This window comes from Bradyrhizobium sp. 62B (assembly GCF_030272265.2).
Classification (GTDB): Bacteria; Pseudomonadota; Alphaproteobacteria; order Rhizobiales; family Xanthobacteraceae; genus Bradyrhizobium.
The window spans coordinates 518,481-543,931 of record NZ_CP092841.2 but is presented as its reverse complement, the minus strand read 5'-3'; the positions used below and the strand labels follow the sequence as shown (position 1 = coordinate 543,931).

Genomic DNA, 25,451 nt, shown 5'->3' with positions numbered 1-25,451 from the left:
GGGGTCGATCCGATCATTGGGGTGCGGCATTCCGCCTGCCACCTGCGACAACGTCCGCGGCGAGGCCGGGTTCCCGCAGGAACGGCCGCCAGCACCGCCCGTTTCCGATGGAGCCGCAAGGAGTTGACGCATGGCTCATGTCAGAAAGACGACACATTCTCGAAACAGCGGCACCCGCAAATCCAGCCGCCGGAAGAAGACAAGCACGCGGCGCAGCACGACCACGCGCAAGAGCGCCAAACGCGCAGCGCCAAAGCGCTGGTCGCAGCGTGTGACCAAAGAGAGCGACGCACTCGACCTCAAGCAGGGCGTGTTCAAGCTGACCAGCCCGAAGAAGATCGCGACGTCACTGAAGCGATCGGCCGAGCACAGCTCACGACGCAAGACCGGCGCCTATCGTTCGGCGCTGTCGATGCTGACCTTCTACATCAACCGCGCCGGCAAGACCTTGCCGAAAACGCAGCGCACGCGGCTAGAAAAGGCGAAGGTCGAGCTGAAGCGGGCGTTCGGGCGGGAGTGAGGATGAGAGGTAAGGCCCTCAGAGCGCGATCTTGACTTCGCTGTCGTCCCGGACAGGCGGAGCACCTGGCAGCGCGCGGCGCTATCAGGTGTGCAGCGCAGCTCCGGGATGACAGCGGAGTATGACGCCGCGGCGCCTTACGCCGCGCGGATATTCCCCATGAAGCGATCGAGCTCTGCGCGCAGGCGGGTGCTTTCGGATGACAGCGTCTTGGCCGAGTGCAGCACCTCCTCCGAGGCCGAGCCGGTCTCGGCGGCACCGCGATTGACCTGGCCGATATCGGTGGCCGCGGTCTGGGTGCCCTGCGCCACGGTCTGGACGCTGCGCGCGATCTCCTGCGTCGCCGCGCCCTGCTGCTCGACAGCGCTGGCGATCGAGGTCGAAATCGACGAGATCTGGCCGATGGTCGCTCCGATCTCCTTGATCGCGGCAACCGATTCGGCGGTGGCGCCCTGCATGCCCGCGATGTGCGAGGAAATCTCGTCCGTCGCCTTCGCGGTCTGGCTCGCCAGCGATTTCACTTCGCTCGCGACCACCGCAAAACCGCGGCCGGCTTCACCCGCGCGCGCCGCCTCGATGGTGGCATTGAGCGCCAGAAGGTTGGTCTGCTCGGCGATCGCCGTGATCAGCTTGACGACCTCGCCGATCTGCTGCGCGGCATGCGAGAGTTTTCCAATGCGACCGTCGGTCTCCTTGGCCTGGACTACGGCAGCTTCCGCAATGCGGCTGGAATCGCGGACCTGGCGGCCGATCTCCTCGACCGAGGCCGACAGCTCTTCCGTCGCGGTGGCGACCGACTGCATGTTGGAGGAGGCCTGCTCGGAGACGCCGGCGACCTGGCTCGACAGGCTCTGGGTGGTCTCGGCGGTACGGGTCAGCGTTGACGCGGCCGATTCCAGCTGCACGGCCGAGGCCGAGACGTTGGACACGATGGCGCCGACCGCGCTCTCGAAATCATCGGCAAAGCGGATCAGCTCGGCACGGCGGCTTGCGGCCTGCTCGCGGTTCTGCACTTCGCTGGCCGCGGCATCGCGCTCGGCTTTGGCGACAGCTTGAACCTTGAACTCCTCGACCGCACCGGCCATCTCGCCGATCTCGTCCTTGCGGCCGAGACCCGGCAGCACCACGTCGAAATTGCCCGAGGCCAGCTCGCGCATCGCCTTGCACATCGCGATCATCGGGCGCGAGATGCCGTTGCCGAGCATCAGGGCAAGCACCGCGCCGATGGCGAGGCCGCCGAGCGCCAGCATCACCATCAGCCGCTCGGTATCCACGATCGTCGCATTCGCGCTCGCTTCGATGCGCTGCTGATCGGCGGTCAGCTCCGACCGTAGCTCGCCGGAGAGCTTGAGGATGCCCGCCGCCGTCTTGGTCATCTCGCCGTTCAGCTTGACGATGATCTTCACATTCTCCGACAGCTTCGTGAAGGAGGAACGGTACTGCTTCAGCAGATTACCGATCTCGGTAACGCGGTCGGTGATCTTCTGGTCGTTGGCATAGATCGAGACCAGCAGGGTCTCCAGGAATTTGACGCGGGCGATCACGCCATCGGCGGTCTTCGGCTCCGGCTTGGCGACGAAGGCGCTGACCGAGGTGGAGACCGCCAGATATTGCGAGGTGATGTCCTTGGCCGTGGTCTGGACTGAGGCCAGCCCCGCCAGCGCGGCCGTATCGGCGAGATCGTCGAACTTGAACCGAATCTTGTTGCCGACGCTGTTGAGCTCATCGGCCGCGATCTTGTTGTTCTCACGCGTCAGCGTGATGATTTCTCCGAACACCTTGGTGAAGCGCTGGAACTCGGCCTCGAGCTTGCCGACCTCCTCGCGTCGGGCGGCGCCGGTCGTGGCGGACATCGACTTGGCGATCGCACTCTTCAGATTTTCCTCGGCAGCCTTGGCTGCGGTCTCGTCATCCGCCGCCCCCGTCAGGGTATAGGCTCGGGCCAGTCCTTGATAGGCGATCAGTTCGCGGTCGACCGTCCGCGCGAGGTCGGCTTCCGACACGCTGGTGCGATAGGAGGCCACGGCGCCGGCAATCCGCTCGAAGCCGAAATAGGCGAAGGCCATGCTCACGGCCAGAATGGCCAGCACCGCCACGAAGCCGAGGATGATTTTTGCGCGAAACCGCAAAGTTGGCAGCTTCGATTGGTTCGACTTCGACTTGACCGACATTCCCCCACCCCATTCCATTCGCGGAAAACCAGGCGCAGCCGAAAGAGCAGCCCGCTCTCCGACTCGTCCGCACGGTAATCGGCAAAGGATAAGCTGTGGTAAATTTGCGACGCCTGGCTGGCGGTTAGGTGACGCAGGGGAGTTGTTAAGGTGCGTCACCTGGCAGCGTCGCAAATTTAAGTGGCGATCCTCGGTCCGCTGTCGTCCCGGACAAGCGGTGATGAAGCGGAAGCGGCTTCAGGCGCAGCGCCTTACGCCGCGCGGATATTCCCCATGAAGCGATCGAGCTCGGCGCGCAGACGGGTGCTTTCGGATGACAGCGTCTTGGCCGAGTGCAGCACCTCCTCCGAGGCCGAGCCGGTCTCGGCGGCGCCGCGGTTGACCTGGCCGATATCGGTGGCCGCGGTCTGGGTGCCCTGCGCCACGGTCTGGACGCTGCGCGCGATCTCCTGCGTCGCCGCGCCCTGCTGCTCGACGGCACTGGCGATCGAGGTCGAGATCGACGAGATCTGGCCGATGGTCGCTCCGATCTCCTTGATCGCGGCAACCGATTCGGCGGTCGCGCCCTGCATGCCCGCGATGTGCGAGGAAATCTCGTCCGTTGCCTTCGCGGTTTGGCTCGCCAGCGATTTCACTTCGCTCGCGACCACCGCAAAGCCGCGGCCGGCCTCACCCGCGCGCGCCGCCTCGATGGTGGCATTGAGCGCCAGCAGGTTGGTCTGCTCGGCAATCGCCGTGATCAGCTTGACGACCTCGCCGATCTGCTGGGCCGCATGCGAGAGTTTTCCGATGCGCCCGTCGGTCTCCTTGGCCTGCACCACGGCAGCCTCGGCAATTCGGCTGGAATCGCGGACCTGGCGGCCGATCTCCTCGACCGAAGCCGACAGCTCTTCCGTCGCGGTGGCGACCGACTGCATGTTGGAGGAGGCCTGCTCGGAGACGTCCGCGACCTGGCTCGACAGGCTCTGGGTGGTCTCGGCGGTGCGGGTCAGCGTGGAGGCCGCCGATTCCAGCTGCACGGCCGAGGCCGAGACGTTGGACACGATGGCGCCGACCGCGCTCTCGAAATCGTCGGCAAAGCGGATCAGCTCGGCACGGCGGCTTGCGGCCTGCTCGCGGTTCTGCACTTCGCTGGCCGCGGCATCGCGCTCGGCTTTGGCGACAGCCTGAACCTTGAACTCCTCGACCGCGCCGGCCATCTCGCCGATCTCGTCCTTGCGGCCGAGACCCGGCAGCACCACGTCGAAATTGCCCGAGGCGAGCTCGCGCATCGCCTTGCACATCGCGATCATCGGGCGCGAGATGCCGGTGCCGAGCAGGAAGGCGAGAACCGCGCCGAGCAGCGTACCGCCGATGGCGAGGATCAGGACCAGATGCTCGGTCCGTCCGATGGTCGCTTCCGACTCCTGGTCCAGCCGTTGCTGTTCGGCGACGAGATCCGCCTTCATGGCGGTCGCGCCCTGCAGAATCGCACCGGCCGAGCCGCTCATCTCGGTGACGAGCTCGTCGACCAATTTGGCTTTCGCGATCAGCTTTTCCAGCGCATCGCGATAGGCGCCGAGCAGCGCCTTGGCCTCTTTCAGGCCGGCGACGATCTTATCGTCCATGGAATAGACTGCGCCGAGCGAGTTCTCGACGAATTTCAGACGCGCCATCGCACTTGCCCCGACGGCCTGGTCCGAGTTGAGGATGAAGTTGCTGGCGGCCCCGCTCGCGGTCTGGAATTGGGCGTTGACCTGCTTGGTGCCGAATTCGATGGCCTGCGCCTCGGAGTCAGAGGCGTTGTTACCGATGTCGTCGAGCTTGTATTTCAGCAAATTGGCGTTGCGCTGAAGCTGATTCTGGACCAGCAGCGCGCTGTCGCGCTTGGCCTGCAAGATCTTGGCGAAGGTCGCCGAGAAATTGGAAAATTCCTTCGCCAGCTTGTTGAGGCCCTCCAGCCGGGCCGGCTTCTTGGCATTCTGGATCGCCTGATCGATCGCGCTCTTCAGGCTGGCCTCGGCGTCCAGTGCCGCCTTGGCGTCGTCTTCCTTGCCGGTCACCACGAAATAACGCGCGGCCGAACGATAGCCGAGCAGCTCGCGATCGATATTGCGGGCGAGATCGGCCTCCGAGACGCTGCTACGGTAGGATCCTACGCCTTCCGACACACGCTCGAAGCCGAAATAGGCGAAGGCGAGGCTCACCGCCGAGATGGCGAGCACGACCGCAAAGCCCAGGATGATCTTGGCGCGGAACCTCAGGGTGGGAAACAGTGTGCGCTTAGACGACGACGCGGTACGCCTGGACATTCCCACCCCCAAAGATCAGTTCTTGCACGTGCAACGCCGCCCGGGAGCAGCCCCTCCCGGACCGGCGATGAAAATTAGGGCACAATCGTCAAGGGGCGGTAAATTCGTGACCGAGGGCCGCCTGGCGCGCGGAACGCACGTTCCGCGATTCTCGCCGCCATGTTGCGACCAGGCGAAAAAGGCCATACTCTCTGGGCACTTGTCAGGCACGGCATCAGACCGAGCGGGTCCTTGAGGGAGAAACGGAGTGGGGCAAACCGACTTTCGGTTTGGCGGTGCGTCTGGCGTTGCCGTCGCGAAGTCGAAGGCCGCGAGCGTCGAGCAAGCCGTTGCCGACCTCGCCGCTCAGCTCCCATCCGATGAGCTGGCGCTGCTCCTGCTCTTCGTCTCCCCGAGCTACGATCCGCACCAATTCATCGCGGAGATCAGCCGGCAATTTGACGGGATCCCGGTCTGCGGTTGCACCACCGCCGGCGAGCTGGCGCCCGACGGCTGGGACGAGAACAGCGTCGTCGCGCTCGCCTTCAGTCGCACCGATTTCGCGGCCGTGGTGCGGCCCATTCTCAATCTCGATGGTTTTCACGTCGAGGACGGCCGCAGGATCAGCGCCGAGGCCCGGCAGGAGTTGCTGCGGGCGTCCCCCGAGGTCGAGCGCGGAAATTCGTTCGGCCTGGTCCTGATCGACGGCCTGTGCGGCCGGGAAGAAGCGGTGATGTCCGCGATCTATGCCTCGCTGGACGACATTCCCATCGTCGGGGGATCTGCCGGCGACGGCATGCGCTTCGAGCGGACCTTTGTATTTCTCGACGGCAAGGCGCACACCAACGCCGCCCTCCTGATCCTCTTGAGCACGTCGCTGCCGTTCCGGGTCTTCAAATGCGATAATTTCGAACCGCGACCTCAGAAGATGGTTGTCACCGAGGCCGACATCGAGAATCGAACCGTCAGGGAGCTGAACGCCGAGCCCGCGGCGCAGGAATATTCCCGCGTCGTCGGGATCATGGATGCCAAGCTCGACCCGTTCTCGTTCGCCTCGCATCCCGTCCTGGTCCGCGTCGGCGGCTCCTACTACGCCCGGTCGATCCAGCGCGTCGAACCCGACGGGTCGCTGCACTTCTTCTGCGCGATCGACGAAGGCATGGTGCTGACCGCCGCGACATCGCGCAGCCTGGTCGGCACGACGCGCGAGGCCTTTGCGGAAACGCGCGACCAGATCGGCGAGGTCTCGCTCTATATCGGCTTCGAATGCCTGCTGCGCCGGCTCGACGCCGAACAGCACCAGCTCGCCCGCGACATGTCCGAGCTCTACCGCCAGAATCGCGTCGTCGGTTTTCATACCTATGGCGAGCAGTTCGGATCGATGCACGTGAACCAGACGTTCACCGGCGTCGCCATCGGCAGGCGTCCCTCGTGACCGAGCTATTGCAGGAGCCAGACACGGTCGAGCAGCTGCAGCGGGAAACCGCGAAGCTGAGGAAGATCAACGCCGCGCTGATGTCCCGCGTCGAGCGCTCGATGGACCAGCAGCTCAACGCCTTCTCGCTGTTTGAGACGGCCATCGCGCTCGACCGCCAGGTCCGGGACCGGACCACCCAGTTGCGCGAGGCGCTGCATTCGATCGAACGCGCCAATGAGGGCCTGTATCGCGCCAAGCAGCAGGCCGAGGCCGCAAGCTCGCTCAAATCGTCCGTCCTGATCTCCGTCACCCACGATCTGCTGCAGCCGCTGAATGCGGCGCGGCTGACGCTCTCGGCGCTAGCCGAGATGATGGAGGCACAGCAGGCTGGCCTTCTGATCGACCAGGTCGACCGCTCGCTGGTGACGCTGGAAGATCTGTTACGGTCGTTGCTGGAGATCGCCAAGCTCGACGCCGGCGCGCTCAGACCCGACGTGCGTCCGCTCGCGCTGGCGCCGCTGTTCGAGCAGCTTCGCAACGAATTCGCGCCGCTCGCTGCGCGGCAGGGCCTGTCCTTGCGCATCCGCAACCCGCAGCTCGCGGTGTCGTCGGACGCGATGATGCTCCGGCGCATCCTGCAAAATCTGCTCGCCAATGCCATCCGCTACACCCGCAGCGGCGGCGTCGTGATGGGTTGCAGGCGGCGAGACGGCCGCATCTGCGTCCAGGTCTCCGATACCGGACCGGGAATTGCGCAGACGCAACAGGAGGCCATCTTTCGCGAATTCCAGCGCGGTGAAGCCAGTGCGACCGACCAGGCCGGGTTCGGGCTTGGTCTGTCCATCGTCCGCCGCTTCGCGACCGTGCTCGGACACGAGGTGCGGCTGTCGTCGCAGGTCGGCAAGGGCTCGACGTTCGTCCTCGAGCTCGAGCCGGCCGATCTCGCCGAGGTCAGCGACGAGGTGCACGAGACCAAGCTCAGTGAACGGCAATATGGCGGCCTCGAAGGCGCCAAGATCCTGCTGGTCGAGAACGATCCATCCGGCTCCGAAGCCATGGCCGCCCTGCTGGAAGGGTGGGGCTGCGACGTCGCGACCACGCCATCGGCGGCGGACGCGCTGCTGCGCCTCAGCGAACTGGGCGGAGCTCCCGACGCGGTCATCGCCGACCTTCATCTCGATCACGGCAAAAGCGGATTGTCGGCGATCGTCGACATCCGAGAGCACCTGAAGCTCGACGTGCCCGCGATGATCATCACCGCCGACTATTCCGAGAAGGCTGCCAAGCAGGCGAGCCTCTCCGGCCTCGAAGTGTTGAAGAAGCCGGTCAAGCCCGCCGAGATGCGCGCGCTGCTGTCGTTCCTGCTGAGCTAGCTCCCTGCGCCGGGGCGGCCCAACCAAATATCGAAAAACAACCCCATGCACAGTAGCGGTACTAAATTACAACCCGCCAATGGCATGACTTACTTGCCGATCTAGCGGCCGTCGATCGGCGCGACAGGACCGGAGACATTCGCGTCACGGCTGATCCGGTTGGGCACGATCGTGCTTGGCACGACCCCCGTCGCTCGCCAGCGTCGCAAAATCGATTCTGGACATTTCGACGATCGCCTTGGTGCGGCTCACGACGTTCAGCTTGCGCAGGATGTCCGAGACATGGACCTTCACGGTGGTCTCGGAAATCTTCAGCTCATAGGCGATCTGCTTGTTCTGAAGGCCGCGCTTGAGCATTTCGAGGACCCGCAATTGCTGCGGTGTCAGATCATGCAGCCGCTTCAGCAGATCATGAGCGGGACCTGGGGCGCGCTGCGGCCGGAGGGCGCGATAGGCATCGGGAAGACAGACCAGCCCCTTCAGCGCCTCGCCGATCGACTGGGCGAGTTCCTGCTTGGACGAGGATTTGAAGATGTAACCGGCGACGCCGAGCGACAAGGCGCCGGAGATGATTCTGGGATCCTGATGTCCCGACACGACGACGACGGGGACCTTCGGGAAGGCCTTGCGGATGCGCACGATGCCCGAGAGGCCGGTCGTGCCCGGCATCGACAGATCGAGCAGGAGGAGATCGAGCTCGGCGCCCGCGGACAGCTGCTCGAGCGCGCCGTCGACTGACATCGCCTGCAGGATCTCGGCCTCGGGCGCCACCATTTGCAGCGCGCCTTCGAGCGCCTCGCGGAACAGCGGATGGTCTTCGACAATCAGAAATCGCATCACGCGTCAGCCATTTCCAAATATCTGCCGGATGTCGAACTCTTTTGAGAATGTATCAGCCGGCGCGCGCCGGCTTGATCGAAGTCAACAATGGCGGGGCGGATCATTGCGGCCTGCCGCGATCGGCCCGCGCATAGGGCCGGTTCCTGGGGTCGGGCAGCTCCATCTTGCCGATCTCGATGATCGCCTTGTTGCGGCTGAACAGCCCGAGCTTGCGCAGGATCTCGGTGATGTGCGCCTTGACCGTGGATTCGGCGAGCTGCAGCTCCTGTGCGATCTGCCGGTTCGGATAGCCGCGCCGAAGCAGGTCCAGGACCCGAATTTGCTGCGGCGTGAGCTCGCGCAGCTTGACCTCGAGCGCCTTGCTGGTCTCGGCTTTTCGCCGCTGCGGCGTCGCCACGAAATCCCGCGGCACCGAGACGGATCCGGAGAGCACGCCCTCGATCGACTGGGCCAGCTCGCGCTTCGACGTCGACTTCGGCAGATAGCCGGCCGCGCCGAGCGCCAGCGCTTCGCGGACCACGTGCTGGTCCTCCTCGCTCGAGACGATGGCAACCGGCAGGCGCGGGTGAGTTTCGCGCAAGCGGAGGAAACCGGAGAAGCCGGTCGCATCCGGCAGCGACAGGTCGAGCAGAGCGAGGTCGATCCCCTGCTCGGCCGACAGGATGTCCAGCGCGTCCTCGATCGACATCGCCTCCAGGATGCGGGCCTCGGGCAAGGCCAGCCGCACGGCATTGCCCAGCGCTTCGCGAAACAGCGGATGATCGTCGATGATCAGGAAGCTGGCCATGGCGCCTTCCAAAGGATCCACCGCGCGAGCGGCAGCAGCGCAACCCTCCTGGACCGGTCCGGCGCCGGGAAGATGCAAGGTGGATGCTACCACATCTTCCCGATCGCGTGCGGTCAAGGGCGTTCAGTCGTTCGATTCGACCTGGACCGTCATCAGGAAGGAATAGATGCTGTCGAACTGGGCGTCGGTGAAGACCTCCTTCCACGCCGGCATGCCCTTGGCGGGGCGCCCGTCATGCACGGTCTTCCAGAAGGTGTCGCGCATGTCGTCCCCGTAGCGGTGACGCAACAGCCGCAGATCGATCTTCCGCTCGCTCTGAATGGCGTCGGGGCCGTGGCAATGCGCGCAGGTTCCGTTGAAGATCTCCTTGCCCGCACCGGCGATCTCCGCATTCGGTGCCGTCGCATCGCCCTTGGCCTCGGTCGCCACCACATTTGCGACCTGCGCCAAAGCGGGCCCCGGACCGGTCCCGGTCGTGGTCCCCGCCGGCACGGCCTCGGCCGTTCCGAAGCGGACCGGCTGTCCGGCCGGCAGGCCGTATTTCACGGCGAGATCCGCGATCGTCTTCTGAAGTGTCGGCAGGATCGCGTCGACGCGGTCGCGCAGCTCGGTCGATCCCTTCGCAAAACCGATCGCGGCATCCCAGGACAGGCCTTCGCCTTCGGTGAGCCGGATCTGATAGCGATCCCCGTAGGTCGTCATGTTCAGCCAGCCGGCGACCGGCCCCCAGATGAAGGCGACGTCCGCCCTGCCCTGGTCGAGCGCCTGCATGGCCTCCTCGGGCGACAGCACGGTCACCTTCTGGACGTCGTCACGTGTCGCGAGAAGGTTTTGCGGCGTGCTGGCGTATTGGACGGCGACACGCTTGCCTTTGAGGTCGTCCACGCCGCCGATCGCCTGGCCCTTCGCGGCAACCAGGGCATAGCCCTCCTTCGCGAAGCTATTGGAGAAGATGACGGCGGGCCCCATGAAATCCTCGGAGCGCGGCAGGCCGATCATGGCGTCGCATTGCTTGCCGAGCAACGTGACCCGCACGGTGCGCTTGCCGAAATAGGATTTGTACCAGTCGTAAGTGATGGGCTGGCCGAGCGCCTGCGCCAGTGCCTGGCCGATCTCGACATAGAAGCCGGGCTGCGACGGATTATCGCTCGAGAACGGCAGATTGGTCGGATCGGCGCACAGGCGGAACGGTTTTGTGTCGTCGGCATGTGCCAATGCGGTCGATGCGATCACCGCAGACGCGGCGAGCCATGCGAGCCGTCCCGCGATGGTGTGATGTCGGCTCTTGCCGTTAGCTGGATTGATCGGACGCATCCTCATCTCCGGCAGTTGGGAATTGATGGACCAGGCGTTGCGGCACAGGATCTGACTGGTGCCGTCGCCGCGCGATGTCGAGAAAAGCGCGCGCGTATCCCGTCTCCTTCGGGATACGCGCGCGAGTGGTCACTGGACGGAGAACACGAAGAGCGAACCGCCCTCGGGGGCTGCGGCCGTCATCTTCTTTCCAACCTCGCCCAGGAACGCGGGCAATGCTGCCGTGCGGCCGACGACGATGGCGACGTATTGCTTGCCGTCGACACTGTAGGTCACCGGACCTGCGCCGATGCCGGAGCCGAGATTCTTGCTCCACAGCACCTTGCCGGACTTGGCATCGATGGCGCGGAAGTCGCCATGAATGTTGCCGGCGAATACGAGGCCGCCGCCGGTGGTCAGCGTGCCGCCGTTGAACGGCAGGTCTTCCTTGATCGACCAGACCTTCTTCTGGGCGATCGGATCCCAGGCCACGAGCTCGCCGAGGAAGCCGCCGGGACCTTCCTTGGTCGGGAATTCGGCGCCGAGATAGAACACGCCGCGCTTGTAGGCGACGTCGGAGACCGACCAGTCCATGCAGACATTGTTCGAGGGGATGTAGACGAGCCCGGTCTGCGGATTGAAGGACATCGGCTGCCAGTTCTTGCCGCCGATCAGGTTCGGGCAGATGTCCTTGGCGGGATGGTTCGGGCCGGGACGCTTGTCGGGATCCTCGACCGCGCGCATCGTGGCGACGTCCCACTTCTTGGCCCAGTTGGAGAAGACGTATTTCTCGGCCGAGAGCACCTTGCCGGTCTCACGGTTGGCGACGAAGAAGTAGCCGTTGCGATCCGCCTTCATCAGTGCCGGAACGGTGCTGCCGCCGATCTTCAGATCCGCGAGCACGGCCTCGTTGACGCCGTCATAGTCCCAGGCATCGGCCGGCGTGGTCTGGATGTGCCACTTGATCTTGCCCGTGTTGGGATCGAGCGCGAGCGTCGACGCCGTGTAGAGGTTGGTCAGCTTGCCGAAATTGCCGTCGCCGGTGGAGCGGACGCCGGTGTTCCACGGACCGGGATTGCTGGTGCCCCAATAGACGGTGTCGGTCTTGGGATCGTAGGAGCCGACCAGCCAGGCCGCACCGCCGCCGTGCTGGGCGGAATCGCCCTTCCAGGTGTCGCCGCCGGGCTCGTCCGGGCTGGGAACCGTGAAGGTCTGCCACAGCTGCTTGCCGGTGTTGATGTCGAAGGCCTGCAGCGAGCCGCGCACGCCATACTCGCCGCCGCCGAAGCCGGTGATGACCTTGTCGCGCACGACCAGCGGAGGCGAGGTGATGACCGAGCCCTGCTTGTAGTCGACGACCTTCGTGGTCCACAGCGACTTGCCGGTCGCGGCATCGAGCGCCGTCAGCTTGCCGTCGAGACGGCCGACGAAGATCTTTCCATCCGCATAGGAAACGCCGCGATTGTTCACGTCGCAGCAGGCATATTGCAGCACGTCCTCGGGAATTTCCGGCTCCCAGGTCCACTTGCGCGCGCCGGTCGCCGCATCGAGCGCGTAAACGTATTTCGGGCCCCACGAGCTCGACACGTACAGCGTGTTGCCGACGACGATCGGCGAGGATTCGTTGGAGCGCAGCGATGCCAGCGAGAACGAATAGGCCAGCGTCAGCTTGCCGGCGTTCTCCGTGTTGATCTGCTTGAGCGGGCTGTAGCGCGTATTGCCGTAGTCGTGGCCGGCAACGGCCCACTGGTTCTGGTCGGACTGCGCCTTGATCAGCGAGTCGTTGGCGCGAACGCCTGATGTCACGGCGGCGAGCATCGCAACCATCGAGATGCCAGCCAAGAATCCCTTCGTTCCAAAGGTCATGTATTCCCTCCACGATGTTGTTGTGCACGCCACGTTGGACGCCTGAGCGCATTGCGCTCGTGATGCGCAGTTCGTCTGCGAGCCATCGTTCGAAATTACAGCATCGACGTTTCGCGCTTAGTATAGGCGGAAGGTAGTAGTGCAAATCATTGGCGAGTTTCGTCGTCCATCTCGTTGTCCTGCCTCGCGTCTTGCCCTTGTTTTACAGCTCGAAACGCGTCATCGAATTCAGGCAGCATCGTGCCGCAATCGCGCGGGGGTCACGATGATGGCGCTACCACCGCCGCAAAGTTTTCGAAGACGTTCGCGGCAAGTTTGCGTGACGTCGAACCGATCAATCGCGCGCCGAGCTGTGCGAGCGTGCTGCCGATCTGCGCCTCGGCTTCGTCATGGAGGATGGTGACGTCCCGTGTTTCTTCCGCGAAGGCGACCTTCGCACCGCCCGTGGCAAAATCGGCGGCGCCCTCGCCAACGATGTGGTAGCCGCTCGGCGCATCGATATCGTTCAGCGTCACCTTGCCGCTGAACGTCGCCTTCACCGGGCCGGCATTCAGCAAAACAATTGCCGTCATCGCCGTGGGCGAGGCCATCTCGAGCGATTGGCAGCCGGGAATGCAGCACTTCAGAATCTCGGGATCGTTGAGCGCGGACTGAGGCGGCACCCGCCGTCGATCGATCGCCAAGGAAGCAGGAGGGGGAGCGCCGGCAACGGCTCCGGCCCGCCCGCAGCAAAATCAATGACTTAGCTCTCAATCACGTACTACCAAGATCGCGATTACAAAGCCGCGGGCGCGTGCTCCTATTCAGCCCAAGGAACAAGACATCCAAGGGGAGAATAACGTGCGGCAGGGCTGAACTCGCGCGCGAGCGGCGGCGATACACGGCGTCGATGCTGCGACGTTGCCTGCAGGCGCGACACCGAACTTTCCAGACCTTCCCTTGCGGCTGCGCCCCATGTTGGCGACGGCCCGGAGCAGCTTGATCGAATCGCGCAACGCGCGACGGCCGCCACGATGACCTTTCCATGACGCGAGGTCACCAAAATGCCAGTTGCAAAGTTCCGTTGCGCTGTCTCTAATTAGAACCAATCAAAATCACTTTGGGAGGACGTCACGTGTCTACAGTCAAACTGACGGTGAACGGCAAGGCCGTTGCTGTCGACGTCGAGGACCGCACGGTGCTGGTCCAACTGCTGCGCGATCACCTCAACCTCACGGGGACCCATGTCGGCTGCGACACCAGCCAGTGCGGCGCCTGCGTGGTGCATTTGGACGGCCGCGCCGTGAAATCCTGCACCATGCTGGCGGGCCAGGCCGACGGCGCCAGCATCACCACCATCGAAGGCATCGCCAAGGGCGACGAGCTGCACCCGATGCAGGCCGCCTTCCGCGACAATCATGGCCTGCAGTGCGGCTATTGCACCCCGGGAATGATCATGTCGGCGATCGACATCGTGCAGCGCCATGGTGGCCAGCTCGACGAGGCCACCGTCCGCAGCGAGCTGGAAGGCAATATCTGCCGCTGCACCGGCTACCACAACATCGTCAAGGCCGTGCTGGATGCAGCCGGTCGCATGAAGGTCTCGCAGGCGGCCGAGTAAAGCGGCACGCCTCGAAAAAAATCACTGCTGCCGCTCTCGAAGGAAAGCGCAGCCATAAATTTTCCGGTCGGGAGGACCAGACATGGGTGTTGAAGGTATCGGCGCGCGCGTCGTGCGCAAGGAAGACAAGCGTTTCATCACCGGCAAGGGCCGCTACGTCGACGACATCAAGCTGACGGGCATGACCCATGCCCATTTCATCCGCAGCCCGCACGCCCACGCCAAGGTGAAGAAGATCGATTCGTCCGCCGCGCTGAAGATGCCGGGCGTGGTCGCAGTGCTCACCGGACAGCAGATCGTCGACGACAAGGTCGGCAATCTCATCTGCGGCTGGGCCATCACCTCCAAGGACGGCAGCCCGATGAAGATGGGCGCCTGGCCGGCGATGGCACCGGAGACGGTGCGCTTCGTCGGACAGGCCGTCGCGGTCGTGATCGCCGAGAGCAAGAATCAGGCGCGCGATGCCGCGGAAGCGGTCGTTGTCGATTATGAAGAGCTCCCTGCTGTCGCCGACGTCCAGGCCGCGATCAAGTCGGGCGCACCGCAGCTTCATCCCGAAGCGCCCGGCAACCAGGTTTATGACTGGGTGATCGGCGACGAGGGCGCCACCGACGCCGCCTTCGCCAAGGCCGCCAATGTGGTCAAGCTCGACGTCACCAACAACCGCCTCGCCCCCAACGCGATGGAGCCGCGGGCGGCGATCGCCGATTACGACGCCGCGGAGGAGCACTTCACGCTCTATACGACGTCGCAGAACCCGCACGTCGCCCGCCTCGTGCTGTCGGCATTCTACAACATCGCACCCGAGCACAAGCTGCGGGTGATCGCCCCTGACGTCGGCGGCGGCTTCGGCTCCAAGATCTTCATCTATCCCGAGGAGATGGTGGCGCTGTGGGCCTCCAAGAAGGTCGGCCGTCCCGTGAAATGGACCGGCGACCGCACCGAGGCCTTCCTCACCGACGCGCATGGCCGCGACCATGTGACCCATGCCGAGATGGCGTTCGACGCCAACAACAAGATCACCGGCTTCAAGGTGAAGACCTACGCCAATTTCGGCGCCTACATGTCGCTGTTCTCGTCGTCGGTGCCGACCTATCTCTACGCGACGCTGCTGTCGGGCCAGTACAACATCCCGGCGATCCATGCCGAGGTGATCGGGGTCTACACCAATACCACGCCGGTCGATGCCTATCGTGGCGCCGGCCGTCCCGAGGCGAGCTACCTGGTCGAACGTCTCATGGAGACGGCGGCGCGGCAGCTCAAGGTCGATCCGGCCGAGCTGCGGCGGACCAACTTCATCACCCAGTTCCCGCACCAGACGCCCGTGATCATGGCCTATGACACCGGCGACTTCAACGCCTCGCTCGATGCCGCGATGAAGGCGATCGACTACGCAGGATTTGCCGCGCGCAAGGCGCAAGCCAAGTCGCAAGGCAAGCTGCGCGGCATCGGCGTGTCCTGCTACATCGAGGCCTGCGGCATCGCGCCGTCGAAGGCGGTCGGCAGCCTGGGCGCTGGCGTCGGCCTGTGGGAATCGGCCGAGGTGCGCGTCAATCCGGTCGGCACCATCGAGATCCTCACGGGCTCGCACAGCCACGGCCAGGGTCACGAGACCACGTTCTGCCAGCTCGTCGCCGAGCGCCTCGGCGTTCCCATCAGCCAGGTCTCGATCGTCCATGGCGACACCGACAAGGTGCAGTTTGGCATGGGCACCTATGGCTCGCGCTCGGCGGCCGTCGGCCTCACCGCGATCCTGAAGGCGATGGAGAAGATGGAATCGAAGGCCAAGAAGATTGCAGCGCATGCGCTGGAAGCTTCCGAGGCCGACATCGTCATCGAGAACGGCGAGTTCAAGGTGACAGGCACCGACAAGGCGATTGCCCTGCCGATGGTCGCGCTCGCCGCCTACACTGCGCACAATCTGCCTGACGGGATGGAGCCGGGCCTGAAGGAAAGCGCCTTCTACGACCCGACCAACTTCACCTTCCCGGCCGGCACCTATATCTGCGAGCTCGAGGTCGATCCCGGCACCGGCAAGACCTCCTTCGTCAACTTCGTCGCGGCCGACGATTTCGGCCGGCTGATCAACCCGATGATCGTCGAGGGCCAGGTCCATGGCGGCCTCGTTCAAGGCATCGGGCAGGCCTTGCTCGAGCATGCGATCTACGATGCCAGCGGCCAGCCGGTCACGGCCTCGTTCATGGACTACGCCATGCCGCGCGCCGACGACGTGCCCTCCTTCAACCTCTCCCACACCACGACGCTGTGCCCGGGCAATCCCCTGGGCATCAAGGGTTGCGGTGAGGCCGGCGCGATCGGGGCGTCAGCGGCCGTGATCAACGCGATCACGGATGCGATCGGCAAGAACAATCTGGAAATGCCCGCGACCCCTGACCGGGTGTGGCGCACGATCCACGCGGCTTAAGAGGGAGCATCAAAGATGTACCAGACCACCTATCATCGCGCCTCCTCGGTCGACGAGGCCGTCAGCCTGTTCGGCAAGAGCAGCGAAGCAAAATTCCTCGCCGGCGGCCAGACGCTGCTGCCTGTGATGAAGCAGCGCCTCGCCAGCCCCTCCGACGTCATCGACCTCGGCAAGATCAAGGAGCTGCAGGGCGTCGAATTGTCGGGCGACACTTTGACCATCAAGGCCGCCACGACCTATTACGACATCATGACGAACGCCGATGTGAAGAAGGCTATCCCTGCGATCGCCCATCTCACTTCGGTGCTGGGCGACCCTGCCGTGCGCTATCGTGGCACGATCGGCGGCTCGATCGCCAACAACGATCCGGCCGCGGACTTCCCCGCCGCGCTGCTCGCGCTCGGCGCCACCGTGAAGACCAACAAGCGGTCGATCGCGGCGGAGGATTTCTTCCAGGGCCTGTTCTCGACGGCGCTCGAAGACGGCGAGATCATCACGGCCGTGTCGTTCCCGGTGCCGGCGAAGGCGGGCTACGAGAAGATGCGGCATCCGGCCTCACGCTTCGCGCTGACAGGGGTGTTCGTCGCGCAGACCAAGTCGGGCGAGGTTCGGGTGGCCGCCACAGGCGCCTCGCAGAGCGGCGTGATGCGCGTGCCAGCGATCGAAGCGGCGCTGAAATCGAACTGGTCACCGTCGGCGATCGATAGCGTCAGCATTTCGGCGAACGGATTGCTGGCCGACATCCACGGCACGGCGGAGTACCGCGCCAATCTCATCAAGGTGATGGCGCAGCGCGCGGTTTCTGCTGCGGGCTGATCCCGCAGCCAGCGTCTCGACACAAATTTTCCGCGGCGCGCACTTCGGTGCGCGCCGTTTTATTTTGGTCATGCGGCATGAAAACCGCTTGCCTCGCCGGCGCGAAGGCGAGAAAAGTTAATCGGTCGATTAACTCGCTCCACAGAAGAAATGTCGGAGACGATTGCCGGATCACCGGCATTCGCCCGCGACCCGAGGAAACAACAACGTGCTCGACAAATCAGCCCCCACCTCGTCCGTCCGCGCCTCCGGCCCGCTCTCGGGCTTCCGCATCGTCGAATTCGCCGGCATCGGACCCGGCCCGTTTGCCTGCATGATGCTGGCGGACATGGGCGCCGACGTCGTCACGCTCGACCGGGTCGGCGCCAAGAAAAGCATGAAGTCGGTGGCGGGCCGCGGCCGCAAGGTGATCGAGCTCGATCTCAAGGACAAGGCGGCGATCGCGCAGGTGCTCGACCTGCTCGCGAGTGCCGATGCACTGGTCGAAGGCTTTCGCCCCGGCGTGATGGAACGGCTCGGCCTCGGGCCTGATGTCGTTCTCGCGCGCAATCCCAAGCTGGTCTACGGCCGCATGACCGGCTGGGGCCAGGAAGGCCCGCTGGCGAATGCCGCCGGCCACGACATCAACTACATCTCCATCACCGGCGCGCTTGCCGCGATCGGCACGAAGGAAGCGCCGGTGCCGCCGCTCAACCTGGTCGGCGATTTCGGCGGCGGCGCGCTCTATCTCGTCGTCGGCGTGCTCGCCGCGCTGCTGGAGGCGCAAAAGTCCGGCAAGGGCCAGGTCGTCGACGCCGCGATGTGCGACGGTGCAGCATCGCTGATGTCGTTCTTCTTCGACATGACGACGCTCGGCCGCTGGACCGAAGGCCGCAACCAGAATTTTCTGGATGGCGGCGCGCATTTCTACGGCGTCTATGAATGCGCCTGCGGCCATTTCGTCTCGATCGGCTCGATCGAGCCGCAGTTCTACGCCCTGCTGCGCGAGCACGCGGGCCTGACGGACGCCGATTTCGACGCGCAGATGGACCGCAAGGCCTGGCCGGCGCTGAAGGAGAAGCTCAAGGCGGTGTTCAAGAGCAAGACACGCGAGGACTGGTGCAAGATCATGGAAGGCACCGACATCTGCTTCGCTCCGGTACTGACCATGTCGGAGGCGACAAAGCATCCGCACATGGTCGCCCGCAACGTCTTCGTCGAGCGCCATGGCGTGAAGCAGCCGGCACCGGCGCCGCGGTTCTCGCGCACGCCGTCGGCGGTGCGCGAGCCGGAAGGCGCGGAGATCGGCGCGGTGACGAAGGCGTGGAAGGCCGGCGGCTAGCGGCGCTGGGTCATCGCCAGAGCCCGGCTGAAATCGAGGGAACTACGTCATTCGCTCCGCGCGCGCGATCTGCAATGATCTCCGTCGATCCGGGAGAACTTGCCATGGCCCTCCAGCTTCGGCCGAACTGCGAATATTGCGACCGCGACCTGCCGCCAAACGCAACGGACGCGCGGATCTGCTCCTACGAATGCACCTTCTGCGCGGACTGCGTCGAGACCAAACTGTCCAACGTCTGCCCGAACTGCGGCGGCGGCTTTGCGCCACGTCCGATCCGGCCCATGCAGGAATGGCGACCGGGCGTCTGCACGAGCAAGCAGGCACCGTCCGACAAGCGCGTGCATTTGAAGTACAGCGTGGAGGATGTCGCCACGCATTGCGCGCGGATACGGGACGTGCCGCCGGAGAAGCGATAGGTCTCGTAGGACGGGCAACTCACTCCGCTGCCAGAATCGTCCCCTCGACCTCACCGAAGCCGATGCGGTAGCCGTTGCCCTGGCACCAGCCGCGCATGACGAGGCTGTCGCCGTCTTCCAGGAACGAGCGCTTGGCGCCGCCGGGGAGCTCGACCGGCTCGGTGCCGTTCCAGCTGATCTCGAGCAGGCTGCCGCGCTGGTTCTTCTCCGGGCCGGAGATGGTGCCGCTGCCGAGGAGATCGCCGACATTCATGGCGCAGCCCGAGGAGGCGTGGTGCATCAGCTGCTGCACCGAGGACCAGTACATGTATTTGAAATTGGTGCGGCTGATGCCGGCGGGCGCGTTGGCGCCGGCGGCGCGCAAGGCAACGTCGAGCTCGACATCGTAGTTCTGCGGTTTTGCCTGTTTGAGATAATCGAGCGGCACCGGCTCCTGCGCCGGCCCCTTTAGCCGGAACGGCTCCAGCGCCTCGCGCGTCACCACCCACGGGCTGATCGAGGTCGCGAACGCTTTGGCCAGGAACGGGCCGAGCGGCACATATTCCCATTGCTGGATGTCGCGCGCGCTCCAGTCGTTGAGCAGCACGAAGCCGAAGATCATCTCCTCGGCCTGTTGCTCGCTGAGCATGCCGCCCATCGGCGAGGGCTGGCCGATCACGACGCCCATCTCCAGCTCGAAATCGAGCCGCTTGCAGGGACCGAAGCTCGGCACGTCCACATTCGGCGGCTTCAGCTGCCCGCGCGGGCGCTTCACCTTGGTGCCTGACACCACGACGGTGGAGGCGCGGCCGTTATAGGCGATCGGCATATGCAGCCAGTTCGGCTGCAGCGCATTGTCCTTGCCGCGGAACATCACGCCGACATTGGTGGCGTGCTCCTTTGAGGAATAGAAGTCGGTGTAACCGGAGACGGCGAAAGGCATGTGGAGCTTGGCATCGCGCATCGGCACCAGAGCCTGCTTGCGCAGCTCCTCATTGTCGCGCAGCTCCGGATGATCGTGACGCAGCAATTCGCTGATCCGCTCTCGGGTCTTGCCCCAGACTTGCGGTCCCAGCGCCATGAAGGGATTGAGCGAGCCTCCGGAGAACACGCCGAGCGGGCCGACGTCGAGCCGGGAATCCTGCTCGAGCTCCCAGAGATCGAGCACGTAGTTTCCGATCGCGACGCCGACGCGCGGCGTCGGATTGGCGGAGGTCGAGAACACGCCATAGGGAAGGTTCTGGATCGGGAAGTCGGAGGACGGATCGACCTCGATGAAGGAGCGGAGGCTGGGGTCGTTGGGGTGGGTTGTCACGTTTGGCCCGATTCTTTGTTTCCTTCTCCCGTTGCAGGAGAAGGTGGCGCGAAGCGCCGGATGAGGGGTTCTATCCGCGTATTCAAAAGTGAGAGGTTCACTCGCGGAGAGAAACCCCTCACCCGTCTCGCCGCCAGGCGGCGAGCCAACCTCTCCCACAAGGGGAGAGGGGAGGAAAGCTACGGCTTGCTCGGATCGAACTTCTTCTCCAGGCCCTTCCAGCAATCCGCGTAGTCGTCCTGCAGCGTCGAGGCATTCGCCGCATGCGCGGTGACGCGTTGCGGATATCGCGTCTCGAACATGAAGGCCATGGTCCCCGTCAGCTTCACCGGTTTCAGCTCGCCATTGCTGGCATGCTCGAAGGCGTCGCGATCGGGGCCGTGCGGCAGCATGCAATTGTGCAGGCTCATGCCACCGGGCACGAAGCCTTGCGGCTTGGCATCATAGACGCCGTAGATCAGGCCCATGAACTCGCTCATGATGTTCATGTGATACCAGGGCGGACGGAAGGTGTTGTCGGCCACCATCCAGCGCTCGGGGAAGATGACGAAGTCGATATTCGCGGTGCCCGCGGTCTCCGAGGGCGAGGTCAGCACCGTGAAGATCGAGGGATCGGGATGGTCGAAGCCGATCGCGCCGACAGGGGAGAAAGTGCGCAGATCGTATTTGTACGGCGCGTAATTGCCGTGCCAGGCGACCACGTCGATCGGCGAATGCGCCAGCTGCGTCTTGAACAGCGCGCCGCCCCATTTCACGTAGAGCTCGGTCGGCGTGTCCTTGTCCTCGTAATGCGCGACGGGCGTGAGGAAGTCGCGCGCATTGGCGAGGCAATTGGCGCCGATCGGCCCACGCTCCGGCAGCGTGAAGGCGCCGCCGTAATTCTCGCAGAGATAGCCGCGCGCCGGCCCGCTCGGAATCTCGACGCGGAACTTGACGCCGCGCGGGATCACCACGATCTCGCCGGGCTCGGCGTCGATGCGGCCGAACTCGGTGACGAGGCGAAGATTGCCCTGCTGCAGCACGAACATCAGCTCGCCGTCGGCATTGTAGAAGTGCTGGTCCACCATCGATTTGGTAATGAGATAGACATGCGCGGCCATGCCGGCCTGCGTGTTGACGTCGCCCGCCGTCGTCATGGTCTGCACGCCCTGGACGAAGGTCACCTCATCCTTCGGCAACGGCGTCGGATCCCAGCGCATCTGCGCGATCGGCAGATCATATTCATGGCACGGCGCCGAGCGCCACAGGCCGGCATCGATCTTCTCGAAGCGGCCGGAATGTTTCACCGACGGGCGGATACGGTAGAGCCAGGAGCGCTCATTGGTGCCGCGCGGCGCGGTGAAGGGTGAGCCGGAGAGCTGCTCGGCATAGAGCCCGTAGGCGCAGCGCTGCGGCGAGTTGCGCCCGATCGGCAGCGCGCCGGGCAGCGCCTCGGTCTCGAAGCTGTTGCCGAAGCCGGACATGTAGCCCGGCGTCACCTGGGCCGAGCTGCGGATGATCTGATCAGGCGAGGTGTTGATGTTCATGGCTATCCTCCTCCTTGCAGGGCGGCCCACATCTCCTGGTCGCGCTTGTCGGTCCAGATCACGGGATCGTCGATCCCCGAGGCCTCGTCATAGGCGCGCGACACGTTGAACGGCAGGCAGTGCTCATAGATGGCGAAGCTGGAAAACTTTGGATCCATCACCTCACGCGTCGCCGCCATCGATTCCTTCAAGCTGCGGCCCTTGGCGACCGAGATTTCGGCGGCGCCATAGAGCGAGGTGACGAAGTCGCGCGTCATCGCAATGGCCTCGCGTACCGTCGCGGTGCCCTTCAGCGCGTCGCCGCGCCCCGGCGCGATCGCCTTGGGATTGAAATTGCGGATCTCGTTCAGCGTCAGCGGCCATTCGCGCAGATGCGCATCGCCGCAATAGCAGGCCGAGTGATATTCGATGAGGTCGCCGGAGAACATGACTTCGGCATCCGGCACCCAGGCGACGATGTCGCCGGAGGTGTGGCCGGCCCCCAACTGCATCAGCCGCACCTCGCGCTTGCCGAGATAGATCGACATCTCGCCTTCGAAGGTCAGCGTCGGCCAGGTCAGGCCGGGGATGCTCTGCGCATCCTGGAACAGGCGCGGGAAGCGGCCATATTCGGAATCCCAATCCTGCTTGCCGCGCTCCTCGATCAGCCGATAGGTCTCCTGCGAGGCGACGATGCCTTGCGCGTGATAGGCGGAGGCCCCGAGCACGCGGACGGCGTGATAATGCGACAGCACGACATATTTGATCGGTTTGTCGGTGACGGCGCGAACACGCTCGATCACCTTGTTCGCCATCGCCGGCGTCGCCTGCGCGTCGAACACCAGGCAGCCGTCCTCGCCGACGATGACAGCCGTGTTCGGATCGCCCTCGGCGGTGAAAGCATAGAGATCGGTGCCGATCTCGGAGAAGGTGATCTTCTTTTCGGCGAGATCGCCGGTGGATGCGAAGTTCTTCGCCATCATCAGTCCTTTGAGCTTTGCTTTGAGTTCTTGGAGTTCTCAGCGTTATTGCTGCTGCTGTTGTTGCTGCTGGCCGTCGAGCATGCGGCGCTTGGCGAGCCCGATCGCTTCGCGCAGCACGTCGATCTCGCCGATATGATTGGCAAGGATCAGCACCAGCGCCGCATCGAAATCGGCGCTCTGCTCGTCGCTGAGGCCGCGGTGCGCTTCGACGATGGCGCGGAAGGCATCGTCGGGGCGCGCGAAGTTGGAACTGGTGGACAACGGCATGCGAAACCTCAATTCAGACCTTGGGCCTGCGACAACGCCGCCGCAATCGCCTCGCGTGTCGGATGACGGAAGCGCGCGGCGACATAGCCGTCGGGCCTGAGCAGATAGGCTGCGCCCGGCGCGGCGTCATAGCGCTTTGCAACAAGGCCCGAGGGATCGGCAAGCCCGCCTTCGCCGCCGATGCGAATGGTCTTGACGCCATCGGGCACATCAATCGCTCTGCCATTGCTGAACGAGAGCAAGGTGAAATCCGTTCCGCCCTTGCGGAAGGCATCCGTGAGGTAGGTCTGCTCGGCAACCGGCGCGTCGAGCATGGAGCAGCCGGGAGGCGGCCCACCGCCCCACACATCGGCATCCGGCGACGACAATTGCGAGTCGTAGCTGCACGGCACCGACAGCCGTCCGCCATTGACCATGCGCTTGCCGAATTCGGTCTCCTTGGCGAGCGACAGCACCGCCTTGCGCAGCCGCGCTTCCTGATGCGAGTTCGGCGCCATGAAATCGGTCGAACGGGTGGATTCGCGGATGTTCTCGTCAGCCGCCATGCTGCGCTCGGCATGGTAGCTTTCGAGCAGGCGCGCCGGCGAGGTGCCGCGCAGCACACGGTCGAGCTTCCAGGACAGATTTTCGGCGTCCTCGAGCCCGGAATTGGCGCCGCGGGCACCGAACGGCGAAACCTGATGCGCGGAATCTCCGGCGAAGAGCACGCGGCCATGGATGAAGCGATCCATCCGCCGGCACTGGAATTTATAGAGCGAGATCCATTCGAACTCGAACTTGTCGTGACCGAGCATGCGCGCGATCCGCGGCCGCACGTTCTCAGGCTTCTTCTCGACCACGGGATCAGCGTAACGATTGAGCTGGAGGTCAATGCGCCAGACATCGTCGGGCTGCCGGTGCAGCAGCGCGGAGCGGCCGGCATGGAACGGCGGATCGAACCAGAACCAGCGCTCGGTCGGGAATTCCGCCGTCATCTTGACGTCGGCGATCAGGAACTGGTCCTCGAACACCTGTCCCGCGAACTCGGCGCCGACCATCTGCCGCAGCGAGGACCGCGCGCCGTCGCAGGCGACGACATATTGCGCGTGCAGACGATAGGCGCCCTCCGGCGTTTCGATCGTCAGCGCCACCGAATCGTTGCGCTGCTCCAGCGCCGTCACCTTGTTGCGCCAGCGCAGGTCGATCTCCGGAAGATCGCTGACGCGATCGACCAGATAGGCCTCGGCGTAATATTGCTGGAGGTTGATGAAGGCAGGCCGCTTGTGGCCGTCTTCGGGCAGCAGGTTGAACTGATAGAGCTGCGAGTCGCCGTGAAAGATGCGGCCGACGCTCCACACCACGCCCTTGGCGACCATGCGGTCACCGACGCCGAGCCGGTCCCAATAATCCAGCGACCGCTTCGAGAAGCAGATCGCGCGGGAGCCCTCGCCGATGCGGTCGGCGTCATCCAGAAGGACGACGCGTTGGCCGCGCTGGGCGAGATCGATCGCCAGCGACAGCCCGACCGGGCCAGCGCCGACAATGACGACCGGATGCTCGGCGGTGCCTTGGCCGTCGCGGTCCTGGTCGGGATGGCGGCGATAGCCGAACTGGGCTTTGGCTTGATGCGGATTGGCCTGCGCCATACGCGAACCTCGGCTATGGTCAGGAGAGCAGCGATCTGCTAGATAGTCTCACGTGCAACTATTTTGGACCGGAGCCGGCCGGCCGTCAACTGGAATTCGGAGCGCTCTCCTTGGCGAGGACATCTGGCGATATTGCAGTGAAGGCGCGCGAGGCCGATGAGGCCTCAGGGCGGCGAAAGGCCCGGCTCGATCTGTTCAAGTTCGTGCCGTTTCGCCTCAACCGGCTCGCAGCCGAAGTCAGTTCCGCGCTCTCGGTCGAATATCAGGAACGGCATGGCCTCGACATCCCGGCCTGGCGTGTGATCGCCACACTCGGGTTCCGCAACGATGCCTGCAGCGCGCAGTACATCGCGCAATGCACCCGCACGCATAAATCCACCATCAGCCGCGCGGTGACCACGCTGCTCAATGAGGATCTGATCGAGCGGGTCGAGAACGAAGCCGACCGCCGCGAATTCCGCCTGCAACTGACGACGAAGGGCCGCGCGCTCTACGAGAAGCTGTTCCCGCAATTGCTGCGGCGTGAGGACGAGATCCTCGCCTGCCTCTCGGCGCAGGAGCGCAGACAGCTGTCGATGCTGCTCGGCAAGATCGAGCAGAGCCTCGATTTGATCCAGACCAGCGAAGAGGCGGATGCGAAGCAGGCGTATTAGCTTCTTTCG

The 25,451-nt window shown here is 64.5% G+C and carries 21 protein-coding genes; 9 read left to right on the top strand and 12 right to left on the bottom strand.

Features of this window, described 5'->3' with window-relative positions; translation table 11 throughout:
- The first annotated feature begins 130 nt into the window (after positions 1-130).
- Positions 131-520, top strand: a complete 390-nt coding sequence (locus ML401_RS02575) for a DUF3175 domain-containing protein (RefSeq protein WP_211420119.1) — start codon at positions 131-133, stop codon at positions 518-520.
- A 137-nt stretch (positions 521-657) separates the two neighbouring features.
- On the opposite strand, the gene ML401_RS02570 is transcribed toward ML401_RS02575, so the two are convergent.
- Together ML401_RS02570 and ML401_RS02565 are read right to left on the bottom strand one after the other, a co-directional pair.
- A complete protein-coding gene (locus tag ML401_RS02570; RefSeq protein ID WP_285809577.1) occupies positions 658-2,691 on the bottom strand; it encodes a methyl-accepting chemotaxis protein in 2,034 nt (677 codons plus the stop codon).
- A gap of 251 nt (positions 2,692-2,942) precedes the next feature.
- Positions 2,943-4,982 carry a methyl-accepting chemotaxis protein gene (locus tag ML401_RS02565; RefSeq protein WP_259215199.1) on the bottom strand — a complete coding sequence of 680 codons (2,040 nt, stop codon included), beginning with the start codon at positions 4,980-4,982 and terminating at the stop codon, positions 2,943-2,945.
- 247 nt (positions 4,983-5,229) lie between these two features.
- Between ML401_RS02565 and ML401_RS02560 the strand changes: the two genes are divergently transcribed.
- Both ML401_RS02560 and ML401_RS02555 read left to right on the top strand, forming a co-directional pair.
- A complete protein-coding gene (locus ML401_RS02560; protein WP_285809574.1) occupies positions 5,230-6,396 on the top strand; it encodes an FIST N-terminal domain-containing protein in 1,167 nt (388 codons plus the stop codon).
- Positions 6,393-7,751, top strand: coding sequence for a hybrid sensor histidine kinase/response regulator (locus ML401_RS02555; protein WP_259215194.1), 1,359 nt, complete (start codon positions 6,393-6,395; stop codon positions 7,749-7,751). The genes ML401_RS02560 and ML401_RS02555 overlap by 4 nt, the downstream gene beginning before the upstream one ends.
- A 144-nt stretch (positions 7,752-7,895) precedes the next feature.
- On the opposite strand, the gene ML401_RS02550 is transcribed toward ML401_RS02555, so the two are convergent.
- The 5 genes from ML401_RS02550 to ML401_RS02530 all read right to left on the bottom strand — a co-directional run bounded on the left by ML401_RS02550 (position 7,896) and on the right by ML401_RS02530 (position 13,127).
- Entirely contained in the window at positions 7,896-8,588 is a 693-nt protein-coding gene (locus tag ML401_RS02550) for a response regulator transcription factor (RefSeq protein ID WP_211420111.1), read from the bottom strand.
- A 103-nt stretch (positions 8,589-8,691) separates the two neighbouring features.
- The gene (locus ML401_RS02545) at positions 8,692-9,378 is read right to left on the bottom strand and encodes a response regulator transcription factor (RefSeq protein WP_194405540.1); all 687 of its coding nucleotides are present in this window, start codon (positions 9,376-9,378) and stop codon (positions 8,692-8,694) included.
- A gap of 123 nt (positions 9,379-9,501) precedes the next feature.
- A complete protein-coding gene (locus ML401_RS02540) occupies positions 9,502-10,692 on the bottom strand; it encodes a c-type cytochrome (RefSeq protein WP_376717338.1) in 1,191 nt (396 codons plus the stop codon).
- A 129-nt stretch (positions 10,693-10,821) separates the two neighbouring features.
- The gene (locus tag ML401_RS02535) at positions 10,822-12,537 is read right to left on the bottom strand and encodes a PQQ-dependent methanol/ethanol family dehydrogenase (protein ID WP_249157584.1); all 1,716 of its coding nucleotides are present in this window, start codon (positions 12,535-12,537) and stop codon (positions 10,822-10,824) included.
- A 260-nt stretch (positions 12,538-12,797) separates the two neighbouring features.
- Entirely contained in the window at positions 12,798-13,127 is a 330-nt protein-coding gene (locus tag ML401_RS02530) for an SRPBCC domain-containing protein (protein WP_376717337.1), read from the bottom strand.
- Positions 13,128-13,651: 524 nt separating this feature from the next.
- On the opposite strand from ML401_RS02530, the gene ML401_RS02525 reads away from it, so the two are divergent.
- The 5 genes from ML401_RS02525 (at position 13,652) to ML401_RS02505 (ending at position 19,115) form a co-directional block, all read left to right on the top strand.
- Entirely contained in the window at positions 13,652-14,137 is a 486-nt protein-coding gene (locus ML401_RS02525) for a (2Fe-2S)-binding protein (protein ID WP_285809565.1), read from the top strand.
- A gap of 82 nt (positions 14,138-14,219) precedes the next feature.
- Positions 14,220-16,562: a xanthine dehydrogenase family protein molybdopterin-binding subunit gene (locus tag ML401_RS02520; RefSeq protein ID WP_211420106.1), complete on the top strand. Its 2,343-nt coding sequence runs from the start codon at positions 14,220-14,222 to the stop codon at positions 16,560-16,562.
- Between the two features lie 15 nt (positions 16,563-16,577).
- Positions 16,578-17,378, top strand: coding sequence for a xanthine dehydrogenase family protein subunit M (locus ML401_RS02515; protein ID WP_194405537.1), 801 nt, complete (start codon positions 16,578-16,580; stop codon positions 17,376-17,378).
- A gap of 208 nt (positions 17,379-17,586) precedes the next feature.
- A complete protein-coding gene (locus ML401_RS02510; protein WP_285809561.1) occupies positions 17,587-18,699 on the top strand; it encodes a CaiB/BaiF CoA-transferase family protein in 1,113 nt (370 codons plus the stop codon).
- A 104-nt stretch (positions 18,700-18,803) separates the two neighbouring features.
- Positions 18,804-19,115: a DUF1272 domain-containing protein gene (locus ML401_RS02505; RefSeq protein ID WP_285809559.1), complete on the top strand. Its 312-nt coding sequence runs from the start codon at positions 18,804-18,806 to the stop codon at positions 19,113-19,115.
- A gap of 19 nt (positions 19,116-19,134) precedes the next feature.
- Here the strand turns inward: ML401_RS02505 and fahA are convergent, their stop codons facing one another.
- The 5 genes from fahA to ML401_RS02480 all read right to left on the bottom strand — a co-directional run bounded on the left by fahA (position 19,135) and on the right by ML401_RS02480 (position 24,789).
- Positions 19,135-20,409, bottom strand: a complete 1,275-nt coding sequence (fahA, locus tag ML401_RS02500; protein WP_285809558.1) for a fumarylacetoacetase — start codon at positions 20,407-20,409, stop codon at positions 19,135-19,137.
- 179 nt (positions 20,410-20,588) lie between these two features.
- Positions 20,589-21,935 carry a homogentisate 1,2-dioxygenase gene (gene hmgA / locus ML401_RS02495; RefSeq protein WP_194405533.1) on the bottom strand — a complete coding sequence of 449 codons (1,347 nt, stop codon included), beginning with the start codon at positions 21,933-21,935 and terminating at the stop codon, positions 20,589-20,591.
- A gap of 2 nt (positions 21,936-21,937) precedes the next feature.
- A complete protein-coding gene (locus ML401_RS02490) occupies positions 21,938-22,894 on the bottom strand; it encodes an MBL fold metallo-hydrolase (protein WP_285812798.1) in 957 nt (318 codons plus the stop codon).
- 45 nt (positions 22,895-22,939) lie between these two features.
- Positions 22,940-23,164: a DUF2783 domain-containing protein gene (locus ML401_RS02485; RefSeq protein ID WP_285809557.1), complete on the bottom strand. Its 225-nt coding sequence runs from the start codon at positions 23,162-23,164 to the stop codon at positions 22,940-22,942.
- Between the two features lie 8 nt (positions 23,165-23,172).
- A complete protein-coding gene (locus tag ML401_RS02480) occupies positions 23,173-24,789 on the bottom strand; it encodes an FAD-dependent oxidoreductase (RefSeq protein WP_285809556.1) in 1,617 nt (538 codons plus the stop codon).
- A gap of 110 nt (positions 24,790-24,899) precedes the next feature.
- Between ML401_RS02480 and ML401_RS02475 the strand changes: the two genes are divergently transcribed.
- Complete coding sequence (locus ML401_RS02475) at positions 24,900-25,442, top strand: MarR family winged helix-turn-helix transcriptional regulator (protein ID WP_212069064.1); 543 nt, start codon at positions 24,900-24,902, stop codon at positions 25,440-25,442.
- The last annotated feature ends 9 nt before the right edge of the window (positions 25,443-25,451 follow it).